The following is a 17,880-nucleotide window of genomic DNA, read 5'->3' on the forward strand; positions in this document are numbered from 1 at the left end:
GCTCGGTTCAGCTTGTCCGCCGCGCCGGCTCGATGCCCAGCGATTCGGCAATACGCACCAGATCGGCGACCGAACGTGCAGCGAGTTTCCTCATGACCTGCCCGCGATGGACTTTCACCGTCACTTCGCTGAGGTTGAGTTGCGCGGCGATCTGCTTGTTCATCAGCCCGCCAATGACGAAACCGAGCACTTCGCGCTCACGTGCCGTCAATGTTTCGTAGGCTTGACGCAACGCCGCGCCGGATTGTTCGGCGAGCAGTCGCGCACTGTCGCGGGCCAAAGCACTGGCCACCGCATCGAGCATGTCCTGATCACGAAAAGGCTTGGCCAGGAAATCCACCGCGCCGGCCTTCATCGCCTTCACGCTCATGGCGATATCGCCGTGACCGGTCATGAACACGACGGGAATGCGCAGGCCGTTTTTTTCCATTTGCTCCTGAAAGGTCAGGCCACTTTCACCGCGCAAACGCACATCGAGCACCAGACAACCGGGCACGTCGCGTTTGGCCGAAGCGAGGAAGTCTCGGGACGTTTCAAAGGTCTGCACCTGCAGGCCGATCGAACGCAGCAAACCGTCGAGGGCCTGACGCATGGAGGTGTCGTCGTCGACCACATAAACCACCGGTTCCCTCAGCACGGACGGGGCTGCGCTGGGGCTGGAATGCGACCACAGGGTCATCGTGAGTCCTCGGCGAGATCGCAACGTGTGCGATGTGCAGGTGAATAAATCTAGTCCATGATGGCGAACGCAGCCAGAGGCCAGCCAAACGGTCGCGCAGCAGGCTAGCAGTCGACGCGCATTGCCGACAGGCCAGAAACCCCTGAAAATCGGCCATGCCCTTTCCCCTCCTTCTTCAGCCGTTTGAACAGGCAGGATTTCAATGTCCAGCATTCCCTTCACCGCTACGCCCGAACCGCGCGACGTGGTGTTTATTGCCTACCCGCGAATGAGCCTGCTCGACCTCAGTGGCGCGCAAACGGTGTTCTGGGCCGCGAGCAAAGCCTTGGCCGAAAGATGCCAACCCGGTTATCAGTTGCACACCGCCAGCCTTGAGGGTGGTTTGGTCAATACCGTTGAAGGTTTGGCCGTGGACACCCGAGCGCTGCGCGAATTGGACATTGCCGCGCTGCACACCCTCGTCGTACCCGGCGCACCCGATATCTGCCAGACCCTCGACGAGCACGCCGAACTTACCGCGTGGTTGCGGCGTAATGCCCCTGTCGCGAGGCGAGTGGTGTCGGTGTGCAGCGGCGCTTTCCTGCTGGCCCAGTCCGGTTTGCTCGACGGCTGCCGCACCGCCACGCACTGGGCCATGTGCGACAACCTGCGCGAGCGCTTCCCGGCGATCGACGTGGATGCCGATGCGATCTTCATCCAGCAGGGCAAGGTCTGGACCTCGGCGGGGGTCACGGCCGGTATCGATCTGGCCTTAGCGCTGGTCGAGGCCGATTACGGCCGCGAGGTGGCGTTGCAGGTTGCCCGCGAGCTAGTGGTGTACCTCAAGCGCCCCGGTGGTCAGGCGCAATACAGCACATTGCTGCAAGCGCAGGTGCAGGACAGCCCGCAGTTCGACCCGTTGCACTTGTGGCTGATCGATCACCTCGACGATCCGAAGTTGACTGTAGAGCGACTCGCCGAACAGGCGAAAATGAGCCTGCGCAATTTCACCCGCGTCTACAAGCAGAGCACCGGGCGCACGCCGTCCAAAGCCATCGAACTGTTCCGCCTCGAAGCGGCCAGGCGCATGCTGGAGAACTCGGCGCACACCATCGACAAGGTTGCGCGTCTTTGCGGCTTCGGTGATGAAGAGCGGCTGCGCGCCTGCTTCCAGCGTCACCTGTCGATTTCACCGCGCGACTACCGCAGCCGCTTCAGCCGCGAAGGTTGATGCCGAAAACCGCTGACGCTCAAAAAGTCTCCACGGACTATACCTAGGTATAGTTTTGCGCCGGTGCCGACGGCGTATGGTGCAAGAACGACAGGAGTCGCGATATGTGCCCGTCCGGCCAGGGAGCCCTATGCAGCATAAGGTTGTCATTGCGGTGGTTGACGACGACGAGGCCATTCGCGATGCACTCGCAGGTTTGCTTCGCGCCTTCGGTTATCAGGTGTTCACCTATCCGGGCGCGCAGGCATTCCTTGAGTCAAAAAGCCCGGCGCAGACACACTGCCTGATCTCCGATATCCAGATGCCTGGCATGAGCGGCCCGCAACTGCACGAAGCATTACGCGCACAAGGCTGGCGCATTCCGGTGATTTTCGTCACCGCCCATCCCGAAGAATTCCACACCCGCGCGCCCGGCGTCATCGCTTGTCTGCCCAAACCCTTCCCGCCCGACACCCTTCTCAACCACATCGACTTTGCCCTGAACCGTCCTCTGTAGCGTGTTCGATACCTTCGTATACCGCCCTTCGCCCCATGCGTAATCCGCACACACCGATGGACAACTGCGCCCGCAGCGCCCACGCCATAGCATTGATTTCGACAGCGGACGATTAAGCGCCATGCAGTACGGCAAGCAGTTTGCGGCGGCCAGTGATCATCACGCCAGTGTCGGAAAAAACTCGGGTTATCCATCCATCAGCATCAGGGAGCACATTATGAAACAGCAATTATTGGTGATCGGTGCGGGGTTCGGCGGGCTGTGGAGCACGTTGAGCGCCGCGCGTTTGCTGGATATGCATGACCGCCACGATGTGGAGATCACACTGCTCGCCCCGCAAGCCGAACTGCGCATCCGTCCGCGCTTCTACGAACCCGATGTCCACAGCATGTACGCGCCGCTGGATGCGCTGCTCGCTGCCGTGGGTGTGCGTTTCGTCAAAGGCACCGCCGAGAGCATTGACAGCCAGGCACGCCGTGTCGGTTATCGCGATGAGGCCGGTCGCCCGGGTGAGCTGACTTACGATCGCCTGGTGCTGGCCAGCGGCAGTCAACTGGCGCGTCCGCCAGTGCCGGGCCTGAAAGAGAATGCGTTCGACGTCGACCAGATCGAGTCGGCGGCACGCCTGGAGCGCCACCTGCACGCGCTGGCCAGCCAACCGGCCAGCGCCGCGCGCAACACCGTGGTCATCGCCGGTGGTGGCTTCACCGGTATCGAAACCGCGACCGAAATGCCGAACCGTCTGCGCGCCATTCTCGGCGAGCTGCAAGACATTCGAGTGATCATCGTTGATCGCAGCAAAGACATCGCCGCGACCATGGGCGACGGCATCCGTCCGTCCATCATCGAAGCGTCAAAAGAACTGGGCATCGAGTGGATCATCGACGCCACGGTCGCCGCCGTGGATGCCAACGGCGTCACCCTCGCCGACGGTCGCCACATCGAGAGCAATACCGTGATCTGGACCGTGGGTTTCCGCGCCAGTCCACTGACCGAACAGCTCAATGCCGAACGCGATGGCCAAGGGCGTCTGCACGTCGACGGCAATCTCAAAGTGCAAGGTCTTGAGCACGTGTTCGCCGCCGGCGATGTCGCCCGTGCTGCCACCGACGACGTCGGCAATACCTCGGTGATGTCCTGCCAGCACGCGATCAGCCTTGGTCGTCATGCCGGCAACAACGCCATTGCTGATCTGCTTGGCGTGACGCCGACCACCTACCGTCAGCCGAAGTACGTGACCTGCCTCGATTTGGGTGCTTGGGGCGCGGTGTACACCGAAGGCTGGGATCGCCAACTGAAGCTGGTGAAAGCCGAAGCCAAGGAACTGAAGACGCAAATCAACAGTGTGTGGATCTACCCGCCGGCCGCTGACCGTCGCACCGCCCTCGCCGCTGCCGACCCGATGATTCCGGTGGCCTGATCTCGCCCCCATTGTCCAAGAACCGATGTCTTGCCTGATAAAAAGGAGAACACCATGACCATACATCTGGATTCCTTCACCGCCCACAACGCCACCCTGCAAACCCCGACCGAAGAGCTGGTGCCATCGCGTTACGCGCTGCGCCTCGGCAACATCGACGTGATGGTAATCAGCGACGGCGTCCTGCCGCTGCCGACCCAAACCATGTCGACCAACGCCGATCCCGCCGAGCGCGCTGCTTGGTTCAAAGAGATGTATCTGGGTCCCGACGCGTTCGACTGGGCACTCAATGTCCTGGTGGTGCGTAGCGGCGAGCAGGTGATCCTCGTCGACGCCGGCCTCGGCGGACAATTTCCCGGTTTCCCTCGCGCCGGGCAGTTTCCCAAACGCCTCGCGGCGGCCGGGATCGACCTCGCGGACGTCACCGATATTGTCATCACGCACATGCACATGGACCACATCGGCGGCTTACTCGTCGAGACGGTGAAAAATCGTCTGCACGACGACGTGCGCATCCACGTCACCGCCACCRAAGTCGACTTCTGGACCTCGCCGGACTTCACCAGCACCGACATGCCCGCGCCTGTGCCGGACGTGCTGCGGTCCACCGCCAACGCCTTCATCCAGCAATACCAAAGCAAACTGCACATCTTCGAGGACGCGTTCGAAGTCGCCCCCGGCGTGGTCGCAAAACTCACTGGCGGCCACACCCCGGGCCACTGCGTGGTTTACGTGAACTCCGGCGACGAACGCCTGACCTTTGCCGGCGACGCCCTGTTCCCGGTTGCCTTCGACCATCCGGACTGGCACAACGGCTTCGAGCACGATCCTGATGAAGCGGTGCGCGTGCGCGTGCGCCTGCTGCAGGAAGCAGCGGCCAGTGGCGAACTGTTTGTCGCCACACATCTGCCCTTCCCGTCGGTCGGCCGCGTTGCCGTCAATGGCGAGGCGTTCCGCTGGATTCCGGCGATCTGGGATTACTGATTGAGCTAGCGCCACACCGCTTCGCCCGGCCTTGGTCGGGCGAAGTTGTTTTCGCCTGTTACAGATCCGTTCCGGGACAACCGCTACCTTTCCTCCTTTACATGGAACGACGGTCGATCCTTGTTCTCTACCACTGAACCTACAGTGGAGGGATTGACCATGATTGCCCCYGAAACCGGTATGAAACCGGGTGAGCGTTACTGCATTGAAAGCGTCGAGCGCGCGCCGCAATTTCCTGGATTTTTCCTCGATGGCAAGTATTACCTGGGCCCCGAGTTGCAGACGGCCGTCGGCTGGCTTGAAGGACAGAATTTCCTGTATGACCAACTCGATCCCAATGGCGAGCCGGTTTATCCGGGCAGAATCGTTGGCACGATTACCGCGCGGACACTGGAACTGACGGATGGGTTGCGTCTGAGCATCGAGGAAATGCCGTTTCAGGCAGAAGCCGTTTCACCATTGCGGACGTTTGACGAAGTGACCGTTAAAACCCGACCTCTGACGATATCGCAGCGGCACACGACAGCCGGCCGCCAGCCGATGCAACCTTCTGCGCTGTTGGTTGCAGGCGCGGCATTGCTGGTAGGGCTGTGCTTGTTGGCGATCAATCGTTCTGGCGGTCGAGGCAAATAGGCTTTGCACGACGCGGGCGGTGACCGTTTTTTACGGCCCGCGATCAAAGGCTGATTACAGCGCTGGCTTCGCGCATGAAGATTTCCACGGTCTTCGGGCCGATGCCATCGAACTCCGCGAGTCGCTTCTCGAATGCCTGGCGATCAGGGCTTGCCTCGATCATATGGCTGACCTTGCCCGCGTACTCGTCGTTAAGCTTGCGTGCCAAGGCGTGCAGCCGCACGGCAGTGGTTTCGTCGTAACGCACATAATGCGCCTCCCCTAGCATCGCGACCAGTTCACGATGGCTGCACGCAGCCAGTTTGCGCGGCGTATCGCGCCCGTGTTTATCGGCAATCACCCGATACGCTTCGGCGGCGATTTCAGCCTGTATCCGCTTGCCCATCAAGAAGCTCGCGAGCAGCCATTTGAACAAGCCACCGTCATCGTTGTGCTTAAGCTGAATGTTCAAATCCCTGGCGCTGATGGTCTTGTTCACCGCTAACCTCCGGAGTTGAAATCGTGGGGATTTTTCGTCCTTTGCCTGCCTGGTAAGTACTTGATCGTTAGGCTGCCGTCGGTTCCAACCGTTCAAAGCAAAACACCTACCAGCGGCCTGAAACGAACTCCCGAAAATCCTTTGAATTTTTTTCGTCGGCAAAACTCATTTGCGTATGAGCGTAAGGAGGAGCGCATGAGTAACGTCGACATCTTCGTCATCGAATACAAACTTCACGGCCAGCCAAAGTCATTCGTCATCCGCGCGAAAACCATGCGCAACGCTGACGCATGGCACTGGGCAAGTTGCGACGCCGGCATTGCGCCGATTCCAAAACCCGGCAAGCCACCGTTGAAAGTCATCTCCAAACCCCAGGCCGAACGGTTTGGCATCACCGAGGTGAAATGGCGCGAAACGGCGACGGTGGACTGGACGGAGGCTTAGTCATGTTCAAACAGATCGGTAAGATCATCTGGGTGAGGGTGCCGGTGGCTGACGGCGGCGTTTGGCAGTCACCGTGAGCAAATCATCGCTGGCGAGCACTTAAAGGCTCGTCAGCGGCTCATTGAGCAAAATCAGCATTCCGAAAGAGGCCTGCCTTACTGCACATTCAGTTGAAGCAACTCACCACCCTCTTCACTCAGACGCTGCAGATATGCACCGGCGTCAAGCAACTGATAAGGAAAGTAAAGACCTGCCGGAGTCGGCGGCTGACCATCCAGCCCAAGCAATCGCTCCAGCAGCATGGCGACGCTCAGACCCGTCAACGCTGCAGCGCCTGCCGGGTGAACGAGAGCATGCCGGGTGTGCAACGGGCGCCCTTGATGATCCTCACCCAGCAGTTCGATAAGTATCTCGGTCGACATCGGCCGACCGGCGCGCCGCGATGAACTCACTCCGCTGGCGAGATTGAACTGAACATTTGGCGCATCGGTGGCCGCCGCCAGCCCGGTGACATCGATGGACGAGAAGCCGCTGGCTTGCATCGCCGTGCCGTCCAGCGCTCGGAAGCTGACGTTCTTGTCCACCCCTTCGCGCCAGAGGTAATCGCCCTCGCGCCGAGTCAGGGCGGCGGGCAGCATCTTGTTCAGGTGTTCGAAATCCTTGGCCACCGCCGGCCCGCCGCCATCCTGCTCGTCGACCAACGCATCGATGCGAATATCGCGCACCCGGGCAAAGGCCTCGGCGAGGTGCAGCGTCGCAACGGTCGTAGCGCCTACCATCCACTCGTAACCCAGCACGATGGGCGCCGCATCAGGGCGGTGGATGTAGCTCGCGATTTGCGGCGCTATCTCGAAAATGCCGGAAGAAATGCTCAGGTGCGGCACCCGTCGCCTCTGCGCGAAACGCAACCCGGCAAGGGAATGATCCATATAGAAAACCGCTACGGCGCTGACCGGGCGATCACCCAGCCCAAGGTCATCGGCAGCAGGGTCAATGACCACGCCCTGCGCCCCGCCCATTTCCTCGGCGGCTTGCTCAGCCTTGGCCAGGTCTCGGCCGCCGATCAGCAACGGGACGCCGGGATAAGCAGCACGCAACGCTTCGGCAGAACGGTGGCCAATGGCGCCGGAACCACCCAGGAACAAAATCGGGTGAACTGACATGGGTATCCTTCCTCGTCTTTTGGGGTTGTAACCTAGTGTTGGTGCGTGCCCTGTCGTGAGGGTTCCCCGCCACTGCCTGAGCTGGAGAGTGGACCGACGAATGTCATTTTGAACAGCGTGTTGATGAGCCGTGTTTAGGCGTCTTTCATGGTTGTTTAAAAGACACGTCGCGTTACCTGCTTAAGGCTACAACGTCTTGCGCCATTGCCTACGACTACGCCAGAATCCGCCGGCTTGTGCGTCTCAAGGGCCACCGGTAACTTTGTTCGCGTCACTGATTCCCAGTGATCGGGTTTAGTAGCCCGTGGTAAATGAAAGTGCACAAGCGTCCATGAGAAGGTATTCACTTACCTGTACTTGATGGCGGCTGTGCGTAGGGCGCCCTCGGGCGCGCCGGCTTTCTTCTTTTCCCCGGTCTACTAACCTGCGTACAGCTGCCACCCCCTGTTTAGTAGCTCGGAGCGGCGGCCACCCAACAGGAAAAAGAAGAAATGTTCAAGATCACGCCAAACCCGCCGGAAACAGATCCGGCCTCTCCGTACGAATCACCCGACTCAAAGAAATTCCACGAAGCCGCCGAACGCGCCCTCGACCACTACCTCAAACCGGCCGACCGGATAATGGCCACGCCGTACCGACCCAGCACCATGTTCCAGGCCAACCCGAAAACTGCGACAGAGGAATTACTGGTCAATGCCAGTGAATCGCTAGGCTCTGCTTCGGTGATGTTGGGCAACGTGATCGGAATGGTGGAAGGCCCCGCGCGCAAGACCCTTCAGGGCATTGCGCAAGTGGTAATGCTGGGCGAATTGGCGGTAAATCAAGCGCTGGATAATGTTGTGCCGGTGGATTGATGAGTAATCCCTTTGTGGCGGCGTTCTGGCTGCTGTCACAAAGGGATCAGGATTGCATTTGGCGTCGGCTCTCGGCCAAAAGCCGTCAGCTGCAATTAAAACTAAACGGCTACGTGTTTACCCAACTCAATTTTACTGAAGGAGCTTCAAGGCGCGATCAAAGTCGAACAGCTCCACCTGCGCCGCGGCAAGTGCCAGACGTTCCGCCAGCGCTCGATCGAGTGGCCTGTTGCGCAGGGCCGCCAGCACGTCCAAAGCCGCCGTATCTCCTTCGTCCAGAAGAACAATAAGCCTGTTCAGTTGCTCGCTGATTCCCGAGTCGTCCAGCAGGTCACCCTCCGTGGAGGCCAGTGTGTCCGCCTCAAGGTTCGCCAGACTCGCCAGGGTCGGGAGCAAGTAATGCTCGACCTGCATCGCTAGCGCTTGCACGACCTCAGCCGGCTCGTCGTCCTGACAGGCCTGTTCTAACAACGTGCTGGCCTGCGCCACGGCCTTGGCGCCGATGTTGCCGGCGGTGCCGCGCAAGCTGTGCGCCAGTCGTGCGGCAGCAGCAGAATCCGGATCGATTCGTGCGGCCTGGAATTGCTCGGAAAAATCTGTCTGAGTGTCGCGAAACTTGCAGAGCAGACGTAAGTAGAGATCCCGCCGCCCCATGCAGGTGGCGAGTCCCGCCGCCAGGTCAATGCCCTCAAGACGATCTGGCAATCCATCGACCAAACCTGCGTTCAGCGAAGCTTGAGCGGCTCGTGGCTTGATCCATTTTGCCATTGTGGCGAACATGGTTTCGACATTGAGTGGCTTGGAGATATGGTCGTTCATACCGCATTCGAGGGCGCGCTCGCGGTCACCGTCCATGGCGTTGGCGGTCATGGCGATCACTGGCAGAGTGCGAAAGCGCGGTTGCTGACGAATTTTCCGGGTGGCTGTGTAGCCATCCATCACCGGCATCTGGCAATCCATCAGCACGCCATCGAAGTCGTCATCCTCGCCGAGAATATCCAGGGCCTCTTGGCCGTGCGTGGCGAGTCGCAAGCGTATTCCGACACTCTCCAGTAGCTCGCTGGCCAGTTCCTGATTCAGATCGTTGTCTTCGACCAGAAGCAGTCGCGCGCCATTGAGGCTGGCGACGGTGTTGGCATTGTGCAGGGAGCGTTCGCCAGCCCGAGTATCGCTGTGGGTGTCTCTGCCCATCACGACACCGATGGCTTCAAGTAACGAGGACGGCGTGACAGGTTTGGTCAGTACCACCGGCAACTGGATGCCCTGGCGCTCGGCTTCTTCGCGGGCTTCTTCGCGGCCAAAAGCGGTCACCATGATCACCGATGGCGTGCGCATCAGGCTGGCGGAATGCATTCTGCTCACAGCCTCCATGCCATCCATGCCGGGCATCCGCCAGTCCATCAAGACCAGATCGTAAGGCAGCACCTTGTGCTCGGCGTCGGCCAACATGCGCAGCGCCAGGCTACCGCTCTGCGCGACATCCACTTCCAGACCAAAGCTGCGCGCCATGCCTGAAAGGATTTCACGGGCACTGGCGTTGTCATCCACGACAAGCACGCGCATGCCCAACAGCTCGCCAGCCTTGAACATGCGACGCGGCGGAACATTTTGCTGTACGCCGAGTTGTACCTGGAAGTGAAACGTGGAGCCGACTCCCGGTTGGCTTTCAACCCAGATTCGACCGGCCATCAGCTCCACCAGCTTCTTCGAAATGGACAATCCCAGCCCGGTGCCCCCGTACTTGCGAGTGATCGAACTGTCAGCCTGACTGAACGACTGGAACAGGCGTGAACACTGCTCGACGGTCATGCCGATGCCCGTATCGCGCACCCAGAAATGCAGCTGCACGTGTTCGTTGTGAGAAGCAACTTCTTCAACGCCGACCACGATGTCACCGTGCTCGGTGAACTTGGCCGCGTTGTTGCCGAGGTTGATCAGCACCTGCCCCAGACGCAAGGGATCGCCCAGCAGTGCCGTGGGCAGGTCGGGCGGGATCTGAAACAACAACTCCAGCCCCTTGTCCTCGGTCTTCAAGCCGATCATGGCAGCGAAGCTGTCGAGTACATCTTCCAGACGGAACGGGATCTGTTCGAGACTCATTCGGCCGGCTTCGATCTTTGAGAAATCAAGAATGTCGTTGATGATTCCCAGCAGGTTCTCCGCTGATCGGTGGACTTTTTCAATGTAGTTGCGCTGGCGCTTATCCAGTTCGGTACGCAGCGCCAGGTGGCTCATGCCGATGATGGCGTTCATCGGTGTTCGGATCTCATGGCTCATGTTGGCGAGAAACTCGCTCTTGGCCTGCGTGGCCTCCTCGGCCGCAGCCCTTGCCTCTGCCAGTGCGGTTACATCGATGTTGATGCCGGTGGCGCGCAATGGCTTGCCGTCAGGCGTGCGTGAGAAGCGATTCAGCGACCGGAACGTGCGCACCTGCCCATCGTTTTTACGCACAATCCGGAAGTCGAACTCGGCGCGATCATCGCCACTCTGGACGGCACTCTCGAACGTGCTGCTGACCCGCGCCAGATCGTCGGGATGCACCAGTGCCTTCCAGTGCGCCAGCGTACCGCCGAAGCCGCCTGGCTCCAGACCAAACAGGGTTTCGAGTTGGGGTGTCCAATAGTTTGTGCCGCTGACCAGGTCGACGTCGAACAGCCCGATGTCACCGGACTCCTGCGCCAGATTCAGACGATCGCTGGCCGTGCGCAGCCTGGCTTCCATCGCCCTGCGCTCACTGACATCGCGCACCGAGGCGCACACACAGACGCCACGCCCCTCCAGACGCGGTAGATGGGAAAGGCCGATTTCCACGGAAAACAAACTGCCGTTTTTGCGTACGCCGCTCAGATCGTCAAGATCGCCGCCCATCTGCCGGGTTCCGCCGCTGGCAATGAAGCCGTCGCGTAACCTGACATGGCGCTCGCGGGCAGCCTGCGGTACCAGACGCTCGATGCTGGCGCCAATCAGCTCGCCGGGGGCGTAGCCAAACAGGGTATCCATTTGCGGGTTGGTCATCAGGATGCGACCGTCGGCGCCCAGCACCAGCATGCCGTCCGGTGCTGCCTCGATGATGCCGCGGTACCAGGCTTCGGTGGCGCGCAATGCGGCCTGCTGGGCCTCCAGCTCGCTGGCCTGGTGCTCCAGTTGCAAAGCCTGCGCGCCCATTTCGTCTGCCTGACGGCGAGTTTCCAAGAGCAGCGCCTGAGCTGCCTCACTGCGTTCCATAATGGCCATGGCGCCGGCCAACCGGGGCAGGACTTCTTGCAGCAGCAGCGCTTCGTTCTCTTCCAGTTGGCGAAAACCGGCCATTTCCATCACCCCGAGCAGGCGTTCGCCACGCATCACGGGCTGAACCAACAGGACGCTGGCGGGGGCTGCGCCCAACGGCGTGCGCACATGCCAAAACGGCTCCGGTAGATCCTGAAGCTGGCGGGGCTGGCGATCCAGTGCGCACTGGCCAAGCAACCCTTCACCGAGATCAAGTTCAGCGGGGAGCGGGTGAACACTGTCCACCGCATAACCGCCAACCAGGCGCAGGCGTGCCGCGCCTTCATAGAGAACGTAAAGCGCTCCCTGGCACATGCCCAACTGCGGCGCGATGTGGCTGAAAAAAGCCTGGGCCAACTGCTGCGGTGTCTCCGCCTGTTGCAGATCCACTTGCAGGAGCGAGGTGTGGTTTTTGATCCAGCGCTGGCGCTCAAGCTGACAAGCTTCCAGCTGCAGCGTGGCGATGGCACGCGCCAGGTCGCCGGTTTCGTTGCGAAGATCGGTGTGCGGGATGTGACCGTCCAGCTTGCCGGACGCCAATTCGTCCACCGCCACGCGGACGCGATTCAACGGCACGCGAATGGAATAACTGACCAGCCAGGTCAACAGCAAGGCCAGCGTCGACCCACCCAGCAGCAAGATGGACGTAATCGCAGTACTTCGCTCTGCGTACTCCGCCAGGTTCTTCGCTGTATCGTGGATGTCGGCTTCCTTGTTTTTCTCGATCTTGTTGAGCAGCCCGTCGCCGCCCTGTTCCAGCGCAAGAAAATCTTTACTGTTGAGCAACATCAAGGCCTGACCCAAGGAACCCTTGCCGGCCAGCTCCAGTGCCTCATCGCCGTCTTTTTGCAGACGCTTTAATACTATTTCGAATTCCAGCAGGCTGCTGACGCTGCTCTGCCTGCGCAGCGTTGGACGAACCTGCTCCAGCGCTTCGTGGAGTCGCGCCTGGGCGACATCCATCTGGGCTCTGGCGCTGATACGGATGTCTGCGTTGTTGGTCGCGATTGCACGTTGCATGGCGAGCAACAGATGCGGCAACTGCACCCGGACCTCCTGCACATGCTGAATACCTACCAGATCCTGTTGGTACAACTGCTGCATTTCAGTTCTTAGCGAATACTGCGTGCGCAGGCTTTGCACGCCCAATATCAGGATCAATATCAGCAGCGCAGCGAAGCCGATGATCAATTTACTGCGCAGAGACAGGCGCTCGAGCATCTCGAACAGTCTGTTCATAAACGGCCTCTTTCAGCTGGATGTGCAGAGTAATGCGCGGGGTTCAGGGACGTTCGGCAATCTGCTCAAGCAGTGCTAACTGCCTGGCCATGTCCTGGTCGCTGTCGGCAAATCGCTCGGCAATTGCGCGGAACTGCTCGGCATTGGCGAGAAACGCGTCACAGATGTCCGGATCAAAATGCGAGCCCCGGCCTTCGTGGATGATTTTCACCGCCTGCTCGTGAGGCATGCCGGGTTTGTACACGCGGCGGCTGATCAGCGCATCGTAGACATCTGCCACGGCCATTAACCTAGCGCTGATCGGGATATCGTCGGCGGCCACGCCTTGCGGATAGCCACTGCCATCCCACTTTTCCTGATGGCCGTAGGCGATTTCCTTGGCCAAATGAAGGAAATCGACGTTTATGCCTAATTGATCCTCCGCGTGCTGGATGGCGTCACGCCCCAATGTGGTGTGGGTCTTCATGATCTCGAATTCTTCAGCGGTGAGGCGTCCCGGTTTGAGCAGGATGCGATCGGGAATGCCAATCTTGCCGATATCGTGCAGCGGTGCCGATTTGAAGAGCAGCTTGATGCTGTCCTCGTCGAGAAAGTGCCGGAAGCGCGGGTGGTTGCGCAACAGTTCAGCCAGGCGTTTGATGTAGTGCTGGGTACGGCGAATGTGGTTGCCGGTTTCGTTGTCACGGGTTTCGGCCAGCGAAGCCATGGCGTGGATGGTGACATCCTGGATGGCGATCACCTCCTGGGTGCGGCGCTGCACTTCCCGCTCCAGAAACTCATTCTGATTGCGCAGGAAATCGGCAACGGACTTGAGCTTGATTTGGGTCTCGACCCTGGCCATGAGCACCGGGGGGATGATCGGCTTGGTGATGTAATCCGCAGCCCCGAGGCTCAAGCCGCGAATCTCGTCCTCCGTGGCGGTCATGGAGGTGAGGAAAATGATCGGTATATGGCGAATGCGAACGTCGAGCTTGAGCTGCTCGGCAATGTCATAACCGGACAAGCCCGGCATCATGATGTCCAGCAGGATCAGATCGGGAAGCGGGTCGGCCTGCAGAAGGCGTAGGGCCTTTTCGCCGCTGTTGGCGGCCTTGACCCGATATTTGTCCTTCAGCAACTCGGCGATCAACATCAGGTTGTCGGGGGTATCGTCGACCACCAGAACGGTCGCTGATGGATAAACGCCCTGAGTGCTATCCATGGTTGTTGGCTCCCTTGCCAGACAATTAAGGAGTTGGCGCACGTGCACCAGTCTCTTGCTGGCAAGCGTAGCTATAAAAGCTGCAATCGCTAGGCGGAGATCTGTAGGCTGGTTCCCGGCATCAGGTGGATCAACTCTGGATAGAGCGCTCGTAAATTAACGAGCATGGGCTTCAGCGTCCGGTTCAGATAGCGCGATAAAAGCCTTAACGTGCTGGGCGACGGCAAGCAACCCCATTCGATTTGACCGATATCGGATGGCTTGCACACTTCCCGGCACATCAATGATGGTCATTTTTCCCTATTGATTGATCGACGTGCCAAATGCAACGGCTCGGCGAAGGCGCCGGGCCGTGAAGAGCCGTGCTTAGAGGAACGTGAGGACAGCGTTGAACACCAGTGCCGCGACAAAGCCAAGTGGCGCTGCGCGAAACAGGAGCTGCTGGAACAGTGAGCTGCGACTCTGCTCCGTGACACATGAGCCTAATATCAAGCTACCACCAGAGGAGAACGGCGAGATGGAGGTGGCTTGAGCGCCGACGACAATGGCCACAAACAGGATCATCGGATCTAGCCCCAGTGCCGTGGCAAGCGGTGGCACCAACGGGAACAGCGCCGGCGTCACCACCCCCAGCGTGCTGGAGAACAGCGACATGAACGCCGCCACCACACCGAAGACAATCGGCACCATGATCGGCGCAATGCTATTGCCCATCCACGATGCCAGCAAGCCGATGGTCCCGGCCTTGATCGCGACCGAGATCAGCATGCCCACACCACAGATCATGATCAACGTGCCCCAAGGCACAGACGCCATTGCCTTGCGTTCGTCGCCCAGTTTCAGCAAGAGCGCGATCACCGAGAACAGGCTGGCGATCAAACCGATGTCCATCTTCGAATTGATGAAGCTCACCGTGGAATTTTCCGGGAAGACAATTTGCGCGACGGGTGCCGCCAGTACGATCAGCATCATCGCTAACGTCAGCCACAGGGTGATTGTCTGCTCGCGGTTCAGCGGCGTCGGCACGGCGACCGCATAAGCGGACGCTTTCATCGCCTTGCCATGGCCGGTGAGAAACACTAATACCGAAATCACCGCCAGCGGTATCACCAGGGTACTGGCGAAAATCGCTGCGGCGTTGATGAAGGCCTCGTTTTCCGGGATGCCAGCATTGGCCATCAAGCCACGAAAAATGATTCCACTCTGGCTGGAGACGAAGTTGGCTCCGCTCAAGGCGCCATAGTTGACCGCCATGCCGCCCGTGATCAGGCTCATCCCGGTGCGCTCGCACAGCAGCAGCGTGATGGGCGCCATGAACGCCAGCACTGTGTAGTAGCCCGCCCCCATCGCCGAGATGGTGGTTGCCGTGAAGAAGACCGCGAACGGCAACAATTGAGGCATCGACCGGCATCGATAAATCAGATGCTCCGCCAATTTTTCAAGCGTGCCATTGACGGTGGCAAAACTATAGAACAGACAAACCGAGAAGATGATGAAGAAAATCTTCAACGGCCACAGGCTGATGACGTCGGACGGGCTCAACCCCATGCCGTAACAGCCGATCAGGTAAGCAAAAGCGATGGCGAACAGACCTATGTTGATCTTGGTCTTGTAACCCAGGGCAACGGCGACAACGATTGCCGCGACGACGAGCAGGCTCATCATGATGAAAGTCCTATTGTTGTTATTGATCGTTTAGCAGCGTATTTCGAAGCCAAACAGCTTCGCTGGGTTGTCCTTCAGCACATGCGCCCGCTCGGCCGCGTCCGGCAGCAAGCCTTCGAGGAAAGCCACTTGCCGGGAATAGTCCGTCTGCTGTTCATACTGAGTGTTGGGCCAATCGCTGCCCCAGACGAGTCGCTGGAGACCGCCACTCGCGTCGCGCAACAGCGCCAGCCCATGCGATGCCTGGGCAAGATCGGATCGACTGCGGTACGGGGCGGAAAGCTTGAGCCACACCCCGTCATCCTTCAGCAACTCAAGAAACGCCTGATGGTTGGGGTTCCCGGCATCGATGCCCCCCGTCGGCAGGCCGAAATGATCGATGACCACGGTCACACCGCAGGCCCTGATGGCCGATACGATCGGCGCCAGGTCATCGATGCCGCGCTGAACTTCAACTTGCCATCCCCGCAGCGCCAACCGCTGGAACAGAGTGGTCCAGGCTGGGCCGCTGTAATCCGCCAGCGCCTTGCCAATGAGATTCAAACGGATACCAACCACACCCGCTTCGGCCAATTCGTCGAGCAGGGTTTCGCTGACGTCGACATCCACCACCGCCACCCCACGCAAGCGCTGCGGATAACGGCGCAACGCGTCGAGCATGAAGTGATTGTCGGTGCCCAGAAAGCTCGGCTGAATCAACACGCCGTGTGAAAAACCGTGGCGATCCAGGTGATCCACGTATTGCTCCACCAAAGCGTTGTAACGCGGGCTGTAGCGACGGTTGGCAACCATCGGCAGATCCTGGCGGAAGACGTGGGCGTGCGTGTCCACACCGGTGAAGGCAGGCGGGTGAAGGCTGGTCATAAACAGATAACCCCGTTCGTTTGTTGTTATGGAGAATCACCTGCCGCCATGAGAAATCAGGTTATTTGGCCCAATCCTGCAATCGTCAGCACGTGTACAGAAGCTGAAATTCATATATATGACTAGATCACCATATATTCAGGGATGGATATCTGTCAAACCTCACGCAGGTGATAAAGTGGCTGCGCATGCCGAAAAGGAATCAAAGAAAAAATGAACGCCCCTACCCTCGGATACGACGAGCGCTTGCCGCTCTATCAGCGCCTGCGAGAAGAAATGCTCGCCAAGATCGCCACCGGCGAATGGATGCCAGGCGCGCCCATCCCCACGGAGGCCGAGCTCACCAAACACTATGGTGTAGCCATCGGCACGGTACGAAAGGCCGTGGACACACTGGTCAATGAAGGCCTGCTCCTGCGCAGTCAGGGCCGGGGCACCTATGTGCGCCGTCCCAACTTCGATGCCTCACTGGCGCGATTCTTCAGGCAAGTGAATGCCGCTGGCGGGCGCGAAATACCGACCAGCCGCATCCTGGCAAAGAGCCGGCAAAAACCCTCTCAACCTGTGGCAACAGCCCTGAAATTGCAGGGCGACGAAGACGTCGTGCACCTGGAACGGCTGCGGATGGTTGAAAGCCGCACACTGTTTCACGAGGATATCTGGCTCCCCGCCACACGGTTCGGCGTATTGCTGGAAATTGAATCCGAAAGCTTCGGCGAACTGCTCTACCCGTTTTATGAAACCCAGTGCGGACAATGTATCGGCTCGGCGACAGAGACCCTCACCGTAGAGCAAGCCGACCGGGCCACCGCCAAAACCCTTTCAATCAAAGAAGGCGCCCCGGTCGTCACCATCGAGCGCACCGCCCTCGGCTATGACCGCTCCCCGCTCGAATACCGAATTTCCCGCGCGGCGGCCGAGGGGTTCAGGTACCAGATCGATATCTCATAAGCCCAGTGACAAGGGCTCCCACGCCCTAGCAGCCGGGGGTGTCGGGGTTACGCCGGCGGTCCAGCCGGGGGCGTAACCGGCTTGTTCAGGCTCAACCTGAGCCTCAGCTCTGTCATCTTTGGGGCGCCGGTAGCTGGCGGAGTAGATAGCCGCTATGGCGGATCGGCTCCGCTTGGAGAGCTAAACATTGCCCCACCAGGAGCTGCGCCTGTGGCGATGGCCGACTGTAGAGACGTTACCACCACCCGCCCGGCGCTTTCCGCTTGGTCGGGGACCGCGCTGGCGACCCAGTTCGACCACGCCAACGGCCCCCCCCAAAAAAGGCCAGGCCG

15 protein-coding genes and 1 pseudogene are annotated in these 17,880 nt (G+C 59.8%); 8 read left to right on the plus strand and 8 right to left on the minus strand.

The window, feature by feature from the left end:
- Nucleotides 1-7: 7 nt before the first annotated feature.
- Nucleotides 8-679 carry a response regulator transcription factor gene (locus AC1DVF_RS13320; protein ID WP_258709754.1) on the minus strand — a complete coding sequence of 224 codons (672 nt, stop codon included), beginning with the start codon at nucleotides 677-679 and terminating at the stop codon, nucleotides 8-10.
- A 202-nt stretch (nucleotides 680-881) separates the two neighbouring features.
- Between AC1DVF_RS13320 and AC1DVF_RS13325 the strand changes: the two genes are divergently transcribed.
- The 5 genes from AC1DVF_RS13325 to AC1DVF_RS13345 all read left to right on the plus strand — a co-directional run bounded on the left by AC1DVF_RS13325 (nucleotide 882) and on the right by AC1DVF_RS13345 (nucleotide 5,422).
- Nucleotides 882-1,889, plus strand: a complete 1,008-nt coding sequence (locus AC1DVF_RS13325) for a GlxA family transcriptional regulator (protein ID WP_186624206.1) — start codon at nucleotides 882-884, stop codon at nucleotides 1,887-1,889.
- A gap of 130 nt (nucleotides 1,890-2,019) precedes the next feature.
- A complete protein-coding gene (locus tag AC1DVF_RS13330; RefSeq protein ID WP_093433326.1) occupies nucleotides 2,020-2,385 on the plus strand; it encodes a response regulator transcription factor in 366 nt (121 codons plus the stop codon).
- Nucleotides 2,386-2,602: 217 nt separating this feature from the next.
- Nucleotides 2,603-3,805, plus strand: coding sequence for an NAD(P)/FAD-dependent oxidoreductase (locus AC1DVF_RS13335; RefSeq protein WP_460090719.1), 1,203 nt, complete (start codon nucleotides 2,603-2,605; stop codon nucleotides 3,803-3,805).
- Nucleotides 3,806-3,859: 54 nt separating this feature from the next.
- Complete coding sequence (locus tag AC1DVF_RS13340) at nucleotides 3,860-4,789, plus strand: MBL fold metallo-hydrolase (protein WP_477782581.1); 930 nt, start codon at nucleotides 3,860-3,862, stop codon at nucleotides 4,787-4,789.
- A 159-nt stretch (nucleotides 4,790-4,948) separates the two neighbouring features.
- The gene (locus AC1DVF_RS13345) at nucleotides 4,949-5,422 is read left to right on the plus strand and encodes a short chain dehydrogenase (protein ID WP_477782582.1); all 474 of its coding nucleotides are present in this window, start codon (nucleotides 4,949-4,951) and stop codon (nucleotides 5,420-5,422) included.
- Between the two features lie 43 nt (nucleotides 5,423-5,465).
- Here the strand turns inward: AC1DVF_RS13345 and AC1DVF_RS13350 are convergent, their stop codons facing one another.
- Nucleotides 5,466-5,900: an HhH-GDP family DNA glycosylase gene (locus AC1DVF_RS13350; RefSeq protein WP_099758936.1), complete on the minus strand. Its 435-nt coding sequence runs from the start codon at nucleotides 5,898-5,900 to the stop codon at nucleotides 5,466-5,468.
- Between the two features lie 195 nt (nucleotides 5,901-6,095).
- On the opposite strand from AC1DVF_RS13350, the gene AC1DVF_RS13355 reads away from it, so the two are divergent.
- Nucleotides 6,096-6,344 (plus strand): DUF6555 family protein, encoded by a 249-nt coding sequence (locus tag AC1DVF_RS13355; protein WP_077572547.1) that lies wholly within the window; start codon nucleotides 6,096-6,098, stop codon nucleotides 6,342-6,344.
- Between the two features lie 155 nt (nucleotides 6,345-6,499).
- On the opposite strand, the gene AC1DVF_RS13360 is transcribed toward AC1DVF_RS13355, so the two are convergent.
- A complete protein-coding gene (locus tag AC1DVF_RS13360) occupies nucleotides 6,500-7,507 on the minus strand; it encodes an NAD(P)-dependent oxidoreductase (RefSeq protein ID WP_477782583.1) in 1,008 nt (335 codons plus the stop codon).
- Between the two features lie 491 nt (nucleotides 7,508-7,998).
- On the opposite strand from AC1DVF_RS13360, the gene AC1DVF_RS13365 reads away from it, so the two are divergent.
- Complete coding sequence (locus AC1DVF_RS13365; protein WP_320414364.1) at nucleotides 7,999-8,361, plus strand: DUF6124 family protein; 363 nt, start codon at nucleotides 7,999-8,001, stop codon at nucleotides 8,359-8,361.
- Nucleotides 8,362-8,493: 132 nt separating this feature from the next.
- Here the strand turns inward: AC1DVF_RS13365 and AC1DVF_RS13370 are convergent, their stop codons facing one another.
- The 4 genes from AC1DVF_RS13370 to AC1DVF_RS13385 form a co-directional block, all read right to left on the minus strand.
- On the minus strand, nucleotides 8,494-12,867 hold the full coding sequence (locus tag AC1DVF_RS13370) for a response regulator (RefSeq protein WP_477782584.1): 4,374 nt from the start codon (nucleotides 12,865-12,867) through the stop codon (nucleotides 8,494-8,496).
- A gap of 43 nt (nucleotides 12,868-12,910) precedes the next feature.
- Entirely contained in the window at nucleotides 12,911-14,068 is a 1,158-nt protein-coding gene (locus AC1DVF_RS13375; protein WP_477782585.1) for an HD-GYP domain-containing protein, read from the minus strand.
- A gap of 366 nt (nucleotides 14,069-14,434) precedes the next feature.
- Nucleotides 14,435-15,733: an SLC13 family permease gene (locus AC1DVF_RS13380; protein ID WP_460128395.1), complete on the minus strand. Its 1,299-nt coding sequence runs from the start codon at nucleotides 15,731-15,733 to the stop codon at nucleotides 14,435-14,437.
- A 30-nt stretch (nucleotides 15,734-15,763) separates the two neighbouring features.
- A complete protein-coding gene (locus AC1DVF_RS13385; RefSeq protein ID WP_093433353.1) occupies nucleotides 15,764-16,597 on the minus strand; it encodes an amidohydrolase family protein in 834 nt (277 codons plus the stop codon).
- A 213-nt stretch (nucleotides 16,598-16,810) separates the two neighbouring features.
- On the opposite strand from AC1DVF_RS13385, the gene AC1DVF_RS13390 reads away from it, so the two are divergent.
- Nucleotides 16,811-17,548 carry a GntR family transcriptional regulator gene (locus AC1DVF_RS13390; protein WP_093433356.1) on the plus strand — a complete coding sequence of 246 codons (738 nt, stop codon included), beginning with the start codon at nucleotides 16,811-16,813 and terminating at the stop codon, nucleotides 17,546-17,548.
- A gap of 179 nt (nucleotides 17,549-17,727) precedes the next feature.
- On the opposite strand, the pseudogene AC1DVF_RS13395 reads toward AC1DVF_RS13390, so the two are convergent.
- Nucleotides 17,728-17,874, minus strand: a pseudogene (locus AC1DVF_RS13395) (MFS transporter); the annotation flags it as partial.
- Nucleotides 17,875-17,880: the final 6 nt, after the last annotated feature.

The sequence above is a fragment of the Pseudomonas sp. P4_D7 genome (genome assembly GCF_056401755.1).